Raw genomic sequence first — 16,003 nt, forward strand, 5'->3', positions numbered from 1 at the left:
AAGGAATCACGGGTGGCAGACCAGGGGGAGACCCGGTACCCGGCAGGCGCGCAGATCCACGTCCGTGACGAGGAATGGCTGGTCAAAAGCGCCAGAAGTACCGACCGGGACGGCGACAGGATCGAAGCCGTCGGGGTCTCGGAGTTCGTACGCGACGAGGAAGCGGTCTTCTTCACCACGATCGACGATGTCGAGCTCGTCGACCCCGAGAAGACCGTCCTGGTGCCCGACACGTCCTCGTACTTCCGCAGCAGCCGTCTCTTCCTCGAGGCAGTCCTGCGCAAGACCCCGCTCCCGCAGTCCGAGCGCGGTCTGGCCCTGGCCGACCGCTTCCTGCTGGATCCGCTCAGCTACCAGCAGCGCCCCGCCGAGCTCGCGCTCTCCATGCGCAACCTGCGCCCCCGCATCCTGATAGCCGACGTCGTGGGACTGGGTAAAACCCTCGAAATCGGTCTCACCCTCGCCGAGCTCATCCGCCGCGGACGCGGCGAGCGCATTCTCGTCGTCACCCCGCAGAGCGTGCTGGAGCAGTTCCAGCACGAGCTGTGGACCCGGTTCTCCATCCCCCTGGTACGCCTGGACTCCCTCGGCATCCAGCGGATCCAGCGCGAGATTCCGGCCGGCCGGAACCCGTTCACGCACTACAAGCGCGTCATCATCTCCGTCGACACCCTCAAGAACATCGGCCAGTTCCGTCATCACCTGGAGCGCATCCAGTGGGACGCGGTCGTCATCGACGAGTCGCACAACCTGATCAACCCGGGCAGCCAGCGCCGGGCCCTCGCCGAGATTCTCGGCCCGCGCACCGACGCACTGCTGCTCGCAAGCGCCACGCCGCACAACGGCGACAAGCAGTCCTTCGCCGACCTGGTGTCCCTCCTCGATCCGGCGGCGATCGTCGACGCGAACGACTACGACCCGGAGAAGGATCTCGGGCACCTCTACATCCGCCGTACGAAGATCAGCCCCGAGGTCCGTGACCAGATGGGCGACGAGTGGGCCGACCGGGGGCCCACCCACTCCGTGCACTGCGCCGCCACCGAGGCCGAGGAGCGGATCTTCGCCGAACTGACAGCGCACTGGCTGCCGGCCCCGCCCACCACGATCGAATTCGGTACGGCCGACCAGGACCGGGTCTCGGTCAGCACCGACCCCCTCTTCGCCCACAACGTCCTCAAGACCTTCCTTTCCTCCCATGTCGCGCTCGGCCAGATGGTCACCAACCGCAGCAAGAACCTCACCGCGAAAGCTGCCAAGGACGCGCAGGACGGCAAGTGCCACGACCTCGCCGTCGATGTCGAGCAGGATGCACTGACCCGCCTGCGCATGCTCACCGACTCCATCGGCGACGGCAGCGCGCCCGGTGACTCGGCTAAACTCGACGCGCTCGTGGAACAGCTGCGACAGATCGGTATCCGCCCCGGCAGCAAGAAGCGTGCCGTGGTCTTCTCCGAACGTGTCGAAACCCTCAAGTGGCTCGCCCGCGTCGTGCCCGCCCGGCTCGGTTTCCCGCTCGGCAGCACCCCGGAAGAGGCAGCCGTCGGCACGAAGGGCGATCCGGCCAAGCGCTTCCGCAAGCCCGTCCTCCTCATGCACGGCGGACTCGTCGAGCAGGAACAGCAGGCGATCCGCGAGGCATTCTCCCTCGCCGACCACCCGGTGCGGCTTCTGTTCACCGGAGACGTCGCCTCCGAGGGCGTCAACCTGCACCGCCAGTGCAGCGACCTGATCCATTACGACATCCCCTGGTCGCTGATCCGGATCGAGCAGCGCAACGGCCGCATCGACCGGTACGGACAACGCGTCCAGCCGGAGTTCCGCGCCCTGATCCTCACCTCCGCCGTAGCCGGTGCGAAGGACGACCGTACAGTCGCCGAGAAACTCCTGCGCCGCGAGGAGGAGGCCCACAAGCTCAACGGCACGGCAGAAGCGGAGACCGGCTACTACCGGGCCGAGGAGGAGGAACGCCGCCTCACCCGCGAACTCGTCGAGGGCGGCAGCGTCGAGGACTTCTTCGACGCCGCCCCGTCCGGCGAGGACGACGGCATGCTCGCCGGCCTCTTCGGCCAGGTCGACACGATCACCGACCAGGAACTTCCGGCGCGCGCCGAACTCCCCAGCCTCTTCGACGACACCGCGGCCTTCGTCGACACCGCGCTCGCCGAGGTCTTCGACGAGCAGGCCGACGAGCGGATCGGCCTCACCCGCAGCAAGGACGCCGACCACCGCCCGTACCTGTCGCTGTCCCCGGCGAAGGCCCCGGACCTGCTGCGCCGCCTGAAGGCCCTGCCGCCCTCCTACCTCAAGGAGCAGGGCGTCGCCGAACGGATGCTCCTGACCTTCGACCGGGAGCTGGCCGACCGCAAGCTCACCGACGCCCGGGAGAGCTCGGACACCCTCTGGCCCAACGTCTCCTTCCTCACCGACATCCACCCGGTGGTGGAGTGGCTGACGGACAAGGTGCTGGTGGAGTTCGGCCGTCAGGAGGCCCCCGTCATCACCTCGCCCGACGCCAGGCATCCCACCTTCCTCGTCCAGGGCATCTACTCCAACGCGCTCGGCCGCCCCACGGTCGTGAAGTGGATGGCCGTCACCGGACTGCCCAGCACCCCGGTCGTCACCTCCATGTCGGACGCATTGCGCGCCGTGGGCGTCGGGCCGCGGCTCGCCGTCACCGGCGGGCCCCGCGACCGCGACCACCTCCAGTCCCTCGTCCCGGCAGCCGTCGCGGCCGCCCGCGCCCACCTGGAGCGTACGAAGGACGCCTGGGCCGACCTGATCAGCGAACCGCTCGCCGACTACCGCAAGCAGCTCGCCCGATGGGAGAAGGACTCGCTCCTGCCGGGCGTCACCAGCCGCAAGCAGCGCCAGGTCGAGAAGACCGCCGACGACCAGGCGCACCTGCTCGACCAGCTGCAGACGACCGGCCGCCCCCTGCTACGGGTCCTGGCCGTCCTGGACCGGCCCGCACAGAGCCACAGCCTCGAACCGGCGGACAGCGGAGACCTCACGTGACGTACGACTCCCTGGTCAACCAGGGCGACTTCCTCTCGGCCCACTACCTGGCCGAGGTGCTGCCCAAGGACCTCAAGGCCAAGGACGGGCTCCTCGCTCACTGGGCCGCAGCCGAGGACGAGGCCCGCCGCACCCACGCGGCGGCCGTCGCCGACGCCAAGCGCCTGGGCGAGGACCCGGCGACCGTCCCGCCGCGTGCCCGTACGCCCCGGGAGGGCCTGCGCGCCCTGCACGGACCGTACTTCGCCTCCCGCGCCGACTTCGAGAAGGACGAGGAGGCCCTCGGCCGGCCGGACGCCCCCGTCCCTGCCGACTGGCCCAAGCGGGTCACCGGCCTGCACCTGGAGACCCTGCGCGCGCTCGGTTTCACCGAGGCCCACGAGCAGACGCACACGGTCCACCGCTCGGAGCGCGAGTACACACTCACCGTCGCGCACCAGGAATCCGGCATCGTCGCCGTCTCCTGCGGCTGGACCGCCCAGCCCGACGCCGCCCTCGACCCAGAGGGGCCGGGCCGGCTGCTGCACCCGGTCGCCCTGGAGGCATCCGGATCGCTCACCGACGGCAAGGCGCTGGCCGACTTCCTCTTCGAGTGCGAGAACCCGCCGCGCCACGTCCTGCTCCTCGTGGGCGGCGTGATCGTTCTCGCCGACCGGCTCACCTGGTACGAAGGCCGCTACCTCGCCGCCGTCATCGACGAGGCCCTGGGCCGCCGCGACGACCGCAACGGCGGCGAACTCGACACGATCGCCGCCCTGTTCGGAGCCGACTCGCTGCGGGTGCCCGCCGAGGGTGGCACCGCCCCGCTCGCCGACTTCGTCGACAAGTCCGGCAAGCACGCCGTCGGCGTCTCCACCGAGCTCCGCGAAGGCCTGCGGCTGTCGGTCGAGTGGATCGCCAACGAGGTCCTGGACCGCCTCCGCGATCCGAAGAACGGCGTCGCCCCCGCACAGCTCGACGACCCCGTCCGCCTCGCCAAGGAGCTCAGCCGCGAGTCGCTGCGCTACCTCTACCGCATCCTCTTCCTGCTGTACGCGGAGGCCCAGCCCGCCCTCGGAATCCTGCCCGCCGACTACCCCGAGTACGACCGCGGCTACGGCCTCCAGCGCCTCGGCGACCTCGTCACCCGCGACCTCATCGGCGAACGCTCCCGTAACGGCTACCACCTCTACGAGTCCCTCGACCTGCTGTTCCGCATGGTCGAGAAGGGCCACCGCCCCTACGGCACCGAGCCCGAGGACGTCGAGGCCGAGGCCGCGCTCCAGGAGGCCACCGCCGTCGAACGCGAGGCCGACGACCTCCTCGCCGCCTCCGCGATCACCGAGGCCGAACACACCGAACGCCTCCGCGACGCCGCCCGCACCCGCCGCACCGTCGGCCGCAGCGCCGACGAGGGCCTGCGCTTCGAACCACTGCGCTCCGACCTCTTCGCCGAGAGCGCCGTACGCCTCATCGCCGACGACCAGGTCGAGAACCCGGCGTACGACCCCGCCGCCCCGGACTCCAAGCGCGGCCCCTACCTCGACACCCGGCTGCGCAACGAGACTCTGCACAAGGTGCTGCGCCGCCTGATGCTCACCAAGGGCAAGGGGAAGGAGCGCGGCGGCTTCATCTCGTACGCCCAGCTCGGCATCAACCAGCTCGGCGCGGTCTACGAGGGCCTGATGTCCTACACGGGCTTCATCGCGCAGGAGGATCTGTACGAGGTCGCCAAGGGCGGCGACGCGTCCGGCGGCAGCTGGATGATCCCGGCCTCCAAGGTCCACGAGTACGCCGACGACGTCTTCGTCCAGCGCGTCCGCGACGAGACCACCGGCCACCTCGAACGGGTCGTCCACCCCAAGGACTCCTTCGTCTACCGCCTCGCGGGCCGCGACCGGCAGACCTCCGCCTCCTACTACACCCCGAAGTCCCTCACCGAGGTCACGGTCGAGCTGGCCCTCAAGCACCGCCTCGACCAGGACGGCACGACCACCCCGGCGCGCGAGCTGCTGGAGTGGAAGATCTGCGAACCCGCCCTGGGCTCCGGCGCCTTCCTCAACGAGGCGATCGACCAGGTCGCCGCCGAGTACTTGCGCCGCCGCGAAGGCGAACTGGGCCGCCGCATCGACACCGAACGCCGCCAGATCGAGCTCCAGAAGGCCAAGGCCTACGTCGCCCTGCACAACGCCTACGGCGTCGACCTCAACGCCACCGCCGTGGAGCTGGCCGAGGTCTCCCTCTGGCTCAACACCATGCACCCCGGCATGCGGGCTCCCTGGTTCGGCCTGCACCTGCGCCGCGGCAACTCCCTGATCGGCGCGGGCCGCAAGGTGTACCAGGGCAAGGACCTCCACAAGGGCGCCTGGCTCGCCAAGAAGGACGCCCTCTCCCCGGACGAACTCCCCTTCCGCGACGGTGACCTGCCCGAGGGCGCCGTCCACCACTTCCTCCTCCCGGCGGTCGGCTGGGGCGCGGTCGCCGCCGAACCGGAGGCGAAGAAGCTCGCCCCGGCCCAGGCTTCGGCGCTCGCCGGCTGGCGCAAGGGCATCCAGAAGTCCCCGAAGGGCACGGCGTTCGCCGAACGCGAGGACGAGCCGGCCGCCGATCGCGCCAAGCGGTACGCCACCTGGCAGAAGCGCAACCGTGACTCGGAGGCCGGACGACTCCAGCGGCTGGCCCGCACCACGGAGTTCCTGTGGCGGATGGTCGCCAAGCGCCTCGAACTCTCCGAGGACAAGATCGCCCGCCGCATCGACGTCTGGGGCGCCGACTGGCTCGACCAGCCCGACCAGGCCATCGACCGCCAGCGCGTCCTGGACGACCTGACCGCGATCGGCACACCGTACTGGCGGCTGAAGAAGGTCATGGACGCCTGGTGCGCCCTGTGGTTCTGGCCGCTGGACAAGGTCGCCGAGCTCGACGGCACGGCACGGGCGTACGAGGTCGGGGGCGGCGTCGTCAGCGAGGCCGACCTGGCCGCGCTGCTGGGCGGGGCTCCTGCGTCGCGGGCGGCGGAGTCTGACGCGCCCGAGCCGACCGACGGGCCGGCGCCGGGGGACCAGGGCTGGGAGAAGGTGTCCCTGTTCGGAGAGCCCGTCGAGGAGGAGCCGAAGCAACGGTCCTCTTCCGGGCAGCGGCGCGGCGGCAGCCGCCGGTCACGCATCCCGACGAACCGCTGGCGCGACACCATCCCGCTCAAGTCCCTCCCCGACTGGCTCGACTTCCTGGACTGTCTCCTCGGCACCCACGAGGTCCCCGAGGGCTCGTTCCTGGACGCCATCGAGGACCTGGACGTCCTGACGACGTACGAGAAGGACCTGGTCGCGGTCCTGGGCATGGACGAGGCCCAGCACCTGACGGGACGCTTCCCGTGGCTGGGCGTGGTGGAGACCATCGCCGGCTCGACGGAGAAGGACATACAGGCGGAGGACGGGCACGGCTTCTTCCACTGGGAGCTGCACTTCGCGCATGTGTTCCGCGGGAGGAGCGGCGGGTTCGACCTTCAGGTGGGGAACCCGCCGTGGGTGCGGCCCAAGTGGGAAGAGAACCCGGTTCTTGCTGAGCACGAGCCTTGGTTCATGCTCACGGAGAAGGCTTCTCGCGCTGAACGTGCGCGCCGCATTGACGAGCTGTTGGCCGCCGAGCCGACACGCTACGTCTTGTTGCGCGAGTTGGCCTCACTCAGCGGCACGGTCGCCATGCTCGGGTCGGAGCAGATGTACCCGCTTCTCAAGGGGACTCAGCCGGACCTGTACCGGGCGTTCAGGTGCACGACGTGGACGCACACGGGGCACGACGGCACGGTGGGTCTTGTCCATCCGGACTCGCACTTCAGTGGTGACAGGGAGGGGAGGCTCCGAGAGGCTGCCTACAAACGACTCCTGGTCCACGGCGACTTCGCCAACGCTAGCAACCGCTTTTTCCCCCCGCCGATCGGTCACGCAAGCCACTTTGGTGTCCATATCTATGGGCGGGCGGGCGAAGTCGCCTTTGATCACCTGTCGTGGCTATTTTCAGTCGCTGCGCTGCGTTGGTCGTACGGTGACGATGGCACGGCTCCCGATCCAGGTGTCCGCTTCGGAGGCAGCTGGGACGAACGACCGCACAGCAAACGGATCGTACGAGTAACGGAGGAGACCCTTGCCTTGTGGCAGCGCCTGACGGGTGACGAGGACCTTCCGGTACGACAAGCACGACTGTTGTCCCCCGTGAGCACTGCGGAGGCCCAAGCTATTGGGGCACTGGCGGACTACCCGGTGCGGCTGGCAGCCCACAGTCCGCAGATTGCCAGCGGCTACCACGAGAGTGGAGCGAAGGTCGCCGGTTTGATCGACTACAACCCGGTGGACGCGAATGGCGCTGGCCATCTACCGACTGACTGGTCTGAGGTAATCCTCAAGGGATCCCAGATCGGTCTTGCGAACCCAATGTTCAAACAGCCGAGCCAGGGCGGCGGCGAGCTGCTGGGCCTGAACCCAAAGACAATCGCCGACGATGCCGTGCCGGAGTCCGAGTACGTCTGTGTGGCTGAGGAGACGACTTTCAAGGGTGGGCAGGAACGATGGATAGACCACCGCTGGTTGGCTGATCTGAGGGCCTCGAAGACGGCGGTGGGTTGGGCGCGAGCTGCTGTCGCGGAGTCTCGGCTGGTGGCCGAGAAACAGGTCACGGAGCCCGAGATGGACGCGTGGCTGGTGGACTGGGCGCGGAGGCCGTACACGGAGTTCTACCGGGTGGCATGGCGAATGATGATTGCGCCGGACACCGAGCGGAGCCTTTACGTGGTCCTGTTGCCGCCTGGTCCCACACACGTGCACGCTGTCCGTAGTGCAACGATGGCGGATCCGTGCAGCACTGCCCTGACCGCTGGCATCTGGTCGTCGATTCCAGCTGACTATCTCCTGCGGACAACGAAGGTTCGTAATCTGGACGTAGCTTCAGCGCGGCGACTGCCAGCGCCTTCGCCAGATCACCCGCTGGCTTCACCTCTCCTGCTGCGTGTCCTACGGCTCAACTGCCTGACGAGTGCATACGCGGAACTCTGGGCGGAGCTATTCGACCCGACTTGGTCGGCTTACGAACCGTGGGCGTACTCGTGGCCCGGGTTGCGTCCCCTGCACGAAGTGGCATCCACGTGGAACCGCGATACACCGCTGCGCACGGAGCGTGCGCGCCGAAGTGCACTGGTGGAGATCGATGCCCTGGTAGCTGTGTGGCTAGGCGTGAGCGCTGACGCGCTGATGGCCATGTACAAGTCCAGATTCCCAGTCATGCAGGATTTCGAGGCCGTGACCTGGTTTGACGCGAATGAGCGCAGGTTGGGAGGCGTTCGTCACGCTTATGGATTCGGTCAGACCAAGGACCACTACGAGCAGCTCCTCGCCTTCAACGCCGGCGAGCGTTCTGAGACTCCCGAGGGCTACACCGCGCCCTTCTACAAGGCCGACCGCGAAGCCGAGATGCGTGCTGCGCACGCCTACTTCACGCAACGGATGAAGGACGCCTGAGAGGAGCGCCCCGGAGCCGGACTCGAATCGGCTCGGGGCGCTCGGTCAGACCTGAGCGGCGTACGAGACGAAGCTCATCCACGATGTGGGCGACAGGTCGAGCTGAGGGCCCTGCTCAACCTTCGAGTCGCGAACGTGAACCGCCTCGGGGGCGGTTGCCACCTCGACGCAACTGTCGCCGGAACCTCCGCTGTGGCTGCTCTTGAACCAGGCCAGTTCTGTGGTGATCATGCTGCTCCTCGCATCCTCCGCAACAGGCTCGTGGAGTCCTCCAGGGTAAGAGCCTGTGACCGCATCCTGGCATACCGCATCTGGAGCATGCTGACCACTTTGCGGTCGGAGTTGAGCTGGCCGCTTTCCTGCCCTTCGCAGTACGCCAACCACTTGTTATCTCGGGTCTCCAGCAGCTGAATGGGTCCATCCAGCCCCGCGTGATCCACCCGCATCTGCGGCATGATCTGGATCTCGATGTTCCGCAGCTCCGATTGCCTCAGCACGTGCTCGATGAGGTCACGTGTCACGGCCGGCCCACCCGTGCACCGCAGGAACAGACCCTCCTCCAAAATGAAGCTGTAAGCCGTATTCGGCCGCTCCCGCAGTAACCGCTGCCGCTCCAGCCGAGCCGCCAACTGCGCCTCGATCTGCTCATCGCCCAACGGCGGCAACTGGTTGACGAACAGCCGTCGCGCGTACGCCTCCGTCTGCAACAGCCCTGGAATCAACCGGCACTCGTACGTGTAGAGGCTCACCGCCTCCGCCTCCAGCTGGGCCCACTGTCGGAACCAACTCGCCAGCCCCGGCCGCCGTGACAGATGCCGCGCCGCACCCCGCAGCGTCCCGAACGCGTCCAGCACCTCTTCCGCCCGTTCCACGAAGTCCGCCGGCGGGAAGCGCCGCCCCTGCTCGATCGAGGCAACGGTCGGCACCGAGTACCGCACCCGGGGGGCGAACTGCTCCTGCGTCAGCCGCGCCCGCTTCCGGAACGCCTTCACGACCTCCCCGAAAGCCTTCAGGCTGTCCGAACTCTCCGGCTCCACCCCACCGTTGCCCGCCGCACCCCCACAGGCGCCACCTGCGCTGACCACCGCTTCGTCCAACCGGCCCACCTCCACGTACCGTCCCACCAACCCACCCATGCTCACGCGCCGTTGCAAGCAGTTTCCACTCTCCGCACCCGTACGCTGACTCAGCGTACGGGTCTCCGGGCTTGTGAAGCGGGCGCGGAATGAACGCACCCAGCAACCTCCGTTCGGCGCCTTCGGATACTCCGGGACGGGGGGCGTGAACGACCGGTCGCGTGTGGCTTGTCCTCGATCAAGCGCAACAACCGGACGGGCATGCCTGGACTCATTCGATATGATCATTTGCTGCACAGTGCCAAGAGTCGGCAATTGCAGGGGGATGCATGTCGTTCGATGAGGAATGGGCCGGTCTGAAGTCCGAGGCGCTGGCGCGCCGGGCCGCCGGTATGCAGCTTAATCAGCTGCCGGCCGACCAGGGTGGCGGCCCAGGAGGTTCGCCCACCGACGGCACGCTGGACTACAACAGCGCGTCCATCAACGGGAACGCCAATCTGTTGATCGAGATCGCGGGATTCCTTTACGAGGGGCGGCCGGACGGTGACCTGTGCACAATGGCGCGGGAACCACGGGCCCACAGCGACGTAGCCGCACAGGTCGAACGCTTCGGCAGGTTCGCTGACGACCAGTACCAGGACGCGGTCGCGCTCTTCGCTGCTCTCGCCACGCGACTCAAGAGCGCCGGGACGGACTTCGTCACCGTGGACGACGGCAACGCCCAGCAGTTCCTGGAAACGATCCTGCGTGACGGTAGCTACGTACCACCGGAGGCGAAGTGAGCGGGCTGAGTCACCGCAGTGACGTCGAGTTCCTGGAGGGCTGCAACCCGGCCCTCGTGGAGCGGAACGCCGATGAATTCACCAGAATACGCAACATGCTGGCAGAGGCTGACGAGCCCGCCGAGCGGGCTGAGAAGAAGACGCACTGGCATAGTGAGGGAAGTCAGCGCTATGAGGCCCGCGTCGCTGAGGCGCGCAAGCTGGTGACCAACCTTGCGGAGGGTTATGGCAAGGCGGCCAGTGCGCTCCGTGGCTATGCCTACGCGCTGACGACCGCGAAGAGCCACTATTCCAACGGCAAGGCCAATGAACAGGCGCTGGCCGAACTGATCGCCACCAAGGGAACCGCGATCACCCGTGAGGCGCAGGACGCGGAGCCCATGCGTCAGTGGGAGGACATGCGCGGTACGACGGGCGTGCTCGACTTCTTCGCTGAGCTGACCATGGACGTGGACGACATCAAGGACGAGGCGAACCGACTGCACGATGCTGCGGGGGGCAATTTTCACCTCGCCAAGACAACGGAGAAGGAGGCGCGTGACATCTGCGTACACGGAATGAAGCAGGCCTACGACCTGCTTCCTGAATTCCGATTGCGGAACGTCCCGCGCGTGGACATCTTCTCGGCCATCGCCGCCATGCAGCGCGAGGCCCACGAGGCCAGCAGCAACCCTCTGACTCATCTGCCCGGCAGCGGACCGAAACAGGACTACACGGGACAGGTCGGCAGTGCTCCGGTCTCGCCGACGCTTCATGACATCAGGATGCAGGTCGCCAACCTGCCTCAGGCGAAGGATGGTTACTGGCTTCCTCCGTCCTCGGACCAGGAGAAGAAGGAGTGGATCGCGGCGAACAAGGAGATCATCCAGGCTGCGGCGAAGAACTCCGGACTGCCTCCGGACATGGTCGCGGGCATCGCATGGCAGGAGATCGCGGGCCAGCCGGGGTACGCGGACGACGTGGTCGATACGATCCGTGAGCAGGCCGACGCACCCTGGGGGCTGAGCCCTATCTCACCGGAGAATCTGCCGGGTCGTCTCGGTGGTAGCCCCGACGAGACTTCCTTCGGACCCATCGCGATCCAGGTTCGACGTGGTGCTGAAGTGCTCGGTTATGATCCGGACAACCTGACCGAACACCAGCGCGCCGTCGTGGAGGAGTCCCTCCAGGACCCCGGGCAGAACATCTTCATCGCGTCCGAATACCTGGCGCAACTCAAAGCGGAGAGTGAGTTCGCCAACGTGCCCGCAGAGGAGATGACGTCCGCCCAGTACCAAGAACTTGCCGCGCGGTACAACGGCGGGCCCTACTGGGAAGGCGACAAGGCCCAGGCGTACGGCCGGGGATTCAACAACGACCTCGACAACGCCAGGAAAGCACTGCGCTGATGTCCGACCAGTTCGAAACCACACGTGCGCCCGAGGACGACAGCGGCTGCCTTCGACGGGTCATGGCTGTACCGCTGACACTCCTCTATGTGATCGCAGCATTCTGTTGCTATACGGCGCTGATCACTCGCCCTTCGGGGAGCTGGGACCAGGACGCGTACGGTGCGATCACACTGATGTGTTTTCTCGCCATCGTGGTCAGCGGCCTCGGACTGCTCGTCACGGTCGTCCCTCCCACGGTTCGGCGCGCGATGGGCCCCTGGTGGCTGGCGCCGCCGCTGATGCTCAGTGCGATCGCGGTGGCCCGGTGGGTTTTGGGAGGCTGATGGCTGTCCTGTGATGGGGCGGCCTTCAGGCCGGCCGGGACCACCTGGCGCATCGGATGCTGGGGCGGGATTTCGAGCTGGTGCTGACCCGTGCTCCCGGGGTCGTCCTGCGGATCGAGGTGTCCGATGCGCGCGGTGAACGGCGGCCGCCCGCACCGGGCAGCCACGGCCGGTCCGGGCCCGCCGAGGAATCGGGCCGGGGCTGCTCCTGGTGGAGGCACTGGCCGACCGGTGGTCCGTGCATGACCGGGTGCCCGTGGGGAAGACCGTACGGGCGGAGCTCGACCTGCCGGGCCGTCCATAGCTCCCAGGAGCCACCGCCTCTATAGGCTGGTCCGACGGGCGGTGACGCGCAGCGAGACGGCGAGGGCGGCAGGGCAACGAGATGGACGACCTGGAGGACAGCGGCTTCCGGCGGCCGACGGGGCGGGAGCGGGCCGTCGGATACCAGCGGTACGTCGCCGACTGGGAAAAGGACCCGATCCCGGGCGTGCACAACCCCGTCGAGATCGGCTCGGACGGATTACCGACCGGCGTCGAGCTGGAACAGCCCGCCGACGAGGTGGATTCGCATGGTGCGGCGTTCCCGTTCGAACCGGAAAGCATCAAGATCGAGACACAGGCCAGCACGGTCGACCTGCTGCTGTCCCGGCTCCGGGAGGAGATGATCGACCTGGCGCCGGACTTCCAGCGCCGGGCCGGAATCTGGAGCGACGTCCAGCAGAGCCGGCTCATCGAGTCGCTGCTGCTGCGCATCCCGATCTCGTCGTTCCACATGGCCCAGGACGCTGATGACAACTGGGCGGTCGTCGACGGCATCCAGCGGCTCACATCGATCGCCCGCTTCATGGCGCCCGAGGCCGTCGACATGGAGCCGCTCGCGCTGCGAGGGCTGGACTATCTGCACGACTTCACCGGCAAGCGGTACAACGACCTGAGCGGTCGGCTGCGCATCCGGCTGCGCGAGACGCAGTTGGTCGTGCACATCATCCAGCAAGGCACCCCGGAGGACGTCAAGTTCAACATCTTCGCCCGGATCAACACAGGTGGCATGCCGCTCACCCGTCAGGAGATCCGGCACGCGCTCGTCAAGGGAGACGCCCGGGAGTTCCTCGCCGATCTCGCCGAGGAAGCCGCTTTCGGGGAGGCGACGGGCTGGAGCATCTCCAACGAGCGGATGTCCGACCGGGAGATGGTGCTGCGCTACCTCGCCTTCCGGCTGTCGGTACCGGCGGACTACCGGCAACGGGACTTCGACCAGTTCCTGGTCGACACCATGCACCGGATCAACCGCATGTCCCCGCAACAACGCCGGGACGAAGCACGCCAGTTCCGAGAGGCGATGAAGTGCGCCTCGGGCATCTTCGGGGAGTACGCGTTCCGTAAATGGCGGGGACAGGCCCGCAAGTCGCCCATCAACAAGGCCCTTTTTGAGACAGTCGCCGTCAATCTCGCAAACTTGGCCGATCATGAACGTGACGCGCTGGTAGCGTCCGGTGACAAGGTCCATGCGAGGTTCTTCGACCTCATGAAGGACTGGGACTTCGACCGTGCCATCTCCATCGCCACCGGTGATCCGAAGAAGGTGCAGCGACGGTTCGAGGACATGGGCAAGCTTTTCCGGGGGGTACTGAGCGGTGATTGAACGGCTGACGCTGACCAACTTCAAGGCTTTCCAGCACGCGGAGTTACCCCTCGCGCCCCTCACCCTGCTCACCGGGCTGAACTCCTCCGGCAAGAGCAGCGTCCTCCAGGCCCTGGCCCTGCTCCACCAGTCGTACACCGCCGGGGACCTCGACCACGCCAGGACGCTCGCCCTGGAGATCGCCGGAGGCAGCCCCCACCGTTCGCGCCACGACAACGGCTTCCTGCTCAACGGTGAACTGGTCACCATCGGCGTCGGACAGGACGTCCTACACGAGGACTTCACCGGGGACGAACCCGAGATCACCCTGGCTGTGAGCGAAGGCGCGTACCGCTACTCCTGGACCGTCGGATACGCCCCCGAGCAGAACCTGCTGCCCCTCACGTCCGTCGAGCTGCCCCTCACCGAGGGCGCCGACCGGCCGGCCGGGGACCCGGCGATCGTCCCCCGCTACTTCACCGGCGGCTTCCAGTATCTGCACGCCGACCGCATCACCCCGTCCGAGCGCTACCCCCGGGACCATCACATGGTCATCGGGCGCGGATTCCTCGGCGTACGCGGCGAACACACCGTCAACTTCCTCCGGCACCACGCCCGCGACGAGGTGCCCGACGGTGCGATGCGCCACCCGAAGGCGGCGTCGCACCGGCTGCTCGACCAGGTCAACGCCTGGATGGGCGACCTCTGCCCCGGGGTGGACCTGCAGGCCACGCCCATCGAGGGCACGGACGCGGTCCGCCTGTCGTACGGCTTCCCGGACGGCCTGTCCACGACCAGGCGCCGCCCCACGAACGTCGGCTTCGGCCTGACGTACGCCCTGCCGATCGTCGTCGCCTGCCTGACCGCCACGCCCGGTGCACTGGTCCTGCTGGAGAACCCCGAGGCACACCTGCACCCGCACGGTCAGACCCGGATGGCGGCGCTCGCCGCAGCCTCCGCCGCGCAGGGTGCGCAGCTGGTCGTCGAATCGCACAGCGACCACGTGCTCAACGGGATGCGGCTCGCGGTCAAGGAGGGCGTCCTCACCCCTGAGCAGGTCGCCGTGCACTACTTCCGCCGGGAGAACGGGGATACGCGGGTGATCACCCCGCGGATCGACGAGGACGGGCTGATCGACCAGTGGCCGGACGGCTTCTTCGACGAGCTGGAGAACACGCTCGACAAGCTGCTCGAGTGAGACGGCAGCCGTCCCGAGCACGCACACACAGCCGGCACCGGGGGCGGGGCCGGGCACCATCGCGGAGGGGGCCACACGTGCCGCTGCTGTTCCTGAACGAGATCTCCTGCGGCACCGGCTGCGAGCCGGCACACGCGGACCGGGCCATGACGGAATTCGCCCGGACCACCCGGGCCGTGGCGAAGGAGGATAGGACGCCGACCGTGCTCGTCAGCGCGGTGGAGCTCAAGTCCCTCCAGATCGCCGAGGGTTACCCGATCGGGAAATGGGCCGGGAACCCCCGCAACCGCGACGCCTGGCTCCGGTTGCGGCAGATGCAGAACAAGTCGCCGTTCAAGGTGGCCTTCCCGGACGAGAAGGAGCCGTACGACGTCGAGTACCGGCACGAGGGCGACCGGGCCGACGGGATCGGCGCCGCGCACCTGCTCGACGGGCTCGCCGTCTCCTTACCTGTGGCGGCCCGCTGGGACACCTCGACGCTGCGGGTGGAGCGCGAGCAGCTCAACGATGTGGACGACCCGGACACCGAAGTCAGCGAAGTCAGCGAGGTCGAGGTACGCCATCTCTCGGCACGGGACCACGTCGAGGACCACCTGACGTGGATCCGCGAGCGTGCCGCGTGGCTCCTCAAGACCGGACTCGCCGACGTACACAGCGGAGCGGCCCTGTGGGAGAAGCGGGCCGAGCTGTTTCCGCGGCTGGGCTTTCTGCCCCACGTGGAGCAGCAGCTGCGTTCGTTGCTGCAGGTCTCGGTGCACGTCGTCCTCAGACGGCTCGCCGAACTGGACAGGGCCGTCACCGACTGGGACCCGGACATCCGCCCGGAAGGGCCCCTGTGGCCCGGGTCCACGCGCCCCGAGCACGAGCAGCGGCGCAGGTCGTGCTGGTTCCCCGACCTGGACGGGACCCAGCAGCTGTTCGACCTGCACATCGACTTCCCCCCGAGGCCCGGCAGGCTGCACTTCCGCCTCGTGCCGAAGACGAGGACGGTGCACATCGCGCACATCGGCAGGAAACTCGGCGTCTGACCGCTGCGTCCGCCCGGCCGCGGAAGCCGCGGGTCCGGCCCCTCCGCCGGACCGGAGAACCTGTCCGGCCTATACCG

At 67.8% G+C, this 16,003-nt stretch carries 10 protein-coding genes and 1 pseudogene; 9 read left to right on the forward strand and 2 right to left on the reverse strand.

Features of this window, described 5'->3' with window-relative positions:
• Positions 1-12: 12 nt before the first annotated feature.
• The gene (locus ACFVV1_RS09540) at positions 13-3,015 is read left to right on the forward strand and encodes an SNF2-related protein (RefSeq protein ID WP_389987000.1); all 3,003 of its coding nucleotides are present in this window, start codon (positions 13-15) and stop codon (positions 3,013-3,015) included.
• Positions 3,012-8,504 carry a hypothetical protein gene (locus ACFVV1_RS09545; protein WP_389987003.1) on the forward strand — a complete coding sequence of 1,831 codons (5,493 nt, stop codon included), beginning with the start codon at positions 3,012-3,014 and terminating at the stop codon, positions 8,502-8,504. Before ACFVV1_RS09540 ends, ACFVV1_RS09545 begins: the two co-directional genes overlap by 4 nt.
• Positions 8,505-8,549: 45 nt before the next feature.
• Here the strand turns inward: ACFVV1_RS09545 and ACFVV1_RS09550 are convergent, their stop codons facing one another.
• Both ACFVV1_RS09550 and ACFVV1_RS09555 read right to left on the reverse strand, forming a co-directional pair.
• Entirely contained in the window at positions 8,550-8,735 is a 186-nt protein-coding gene (locus tag ACFVV1_RS09550; RefSeq protein WP_389987005.1) for a DUF397 domain-containing protein, read from the reverse strand.
• Positions 8,732-9,601, reverse strand: a complete 870-nt coding sequence (locus ACFVV1_RS09555; RefSeq protein ID WP_389987008.1) for a Scr1 family TA system antitoxin-like transcriptional regulator — start codon at positions 9,599-9,601, stop codon at positions 8,732-8,734. Before ACFVV1_RS09555 ends, ACFVV1_RS09550 begins: the two co-directional genes overlap by 4 nt.
• Before the next feature lie 308 nt (positions 9,602-9,909).
• Here ACFVV1_RS09555 and ACFVV1_RS09560 point away from each other — a divergent pair, with 308 nt between their 5' ends.
• The 7 genes and pseudogenes from ACFVV1_RS09560 (at position 9,910) to ACFVV1_RS09590 (ending at position 15,926) form a co-directional block, all read left to right on the forward strand.
• Positions 9,910-10,362, forward strand: coding sequence for a hypothetical protein (locus ACFVV1_RS09560; protein ID WP_389987010.1), 453 nt, complete (start codon positions 9,910-9,912; stop codon positions 10,360-10,362).
• Positions 10,359-11,750: a hypothetical protein gene (locus ACFVV1_RS09565; RefSeq protein WP_389987013.1), complete on the forward strand. Its 1,392-nt coding sequence runs from the start codon at positions 10,359-10,361 to the stop codon at positions 11,748-11,750. Before ACFVV1_RS09560 ends, ACFVV1_RS09565 begins: the two co-directional genes overlap by 4 nt.
• Positions 11,750-12,076, forward strand: coding sequence for a hypothetical protein (locus ACFVV1_RS09570; protein ID WP_389987016.1), 327 nt, complete (start codon positions 11,750-11,752; stop codon positions 12,074-12,076). The genes ACFVV1_RS09565 and ACFVV1_RS09570 overlap by 1 nt, the downstream gene beginning before the upstream one ends.
• Before the next feature lie 53 nt (positions 12,077-12,129).
• Positions 12,130-12,380: pseudogene (locus ACFVV1_RS09575) on the forward strand (ATP-binding protein); the annotation flags it as partial.
• Positions 12,381-12,461: 81 nt separating this feature from the next.
• A complete protein-coding gene (locus ACFVV1_RS09580; protein ID WP_389987019.1) occupies positions 12,462-13,721 on the forward strand; it encodes a DUF262 domain-containing protein in 1,260 nt (419 codons plus the stop codon).
• Positions 13,714-14,898: a DUF3696 domain-containing protein gene (locus ACFVV1_RS09585; protein WP_389987022.1), complete on the forward strand. Its 1,185-nt coding sequence runs from the start codon at positions 13,714-13,716 to the stop codon at positions 14,896-14,898. The genes ACFVV1_RS09580 and ACFVV1_RS09585 overlap by 8 nt, the downstream gene beginning before the upstream one ends.
• A 77-nt stretch (positions 14,899-14,975) precedes the next feature.
• Positions 14,976-15,926 carry a hypothetical protein gene (locus ACFVV1_RS09590; RefSeq protein ID WP_389987025.1) on the forward strand — a complete coding sequence of 317 codons (951 nt, stop codon included), beginning with the start codon at positions 14,976-14,978 and terminating at the stop codon, positions 15,924-15,926.
• The last annotated feature ends 77 nt before the right edge of the window (positions 15,927-16,003 follow it).

Source organism: Streptomyces sp. NPDC058092 (genome assembly GCF_042884935.1).
Lineage (GTDB): Bacteria > Actinomycetota > Actinomycetes > Streptomycetales > Streptomycetaceae > Streptomyces.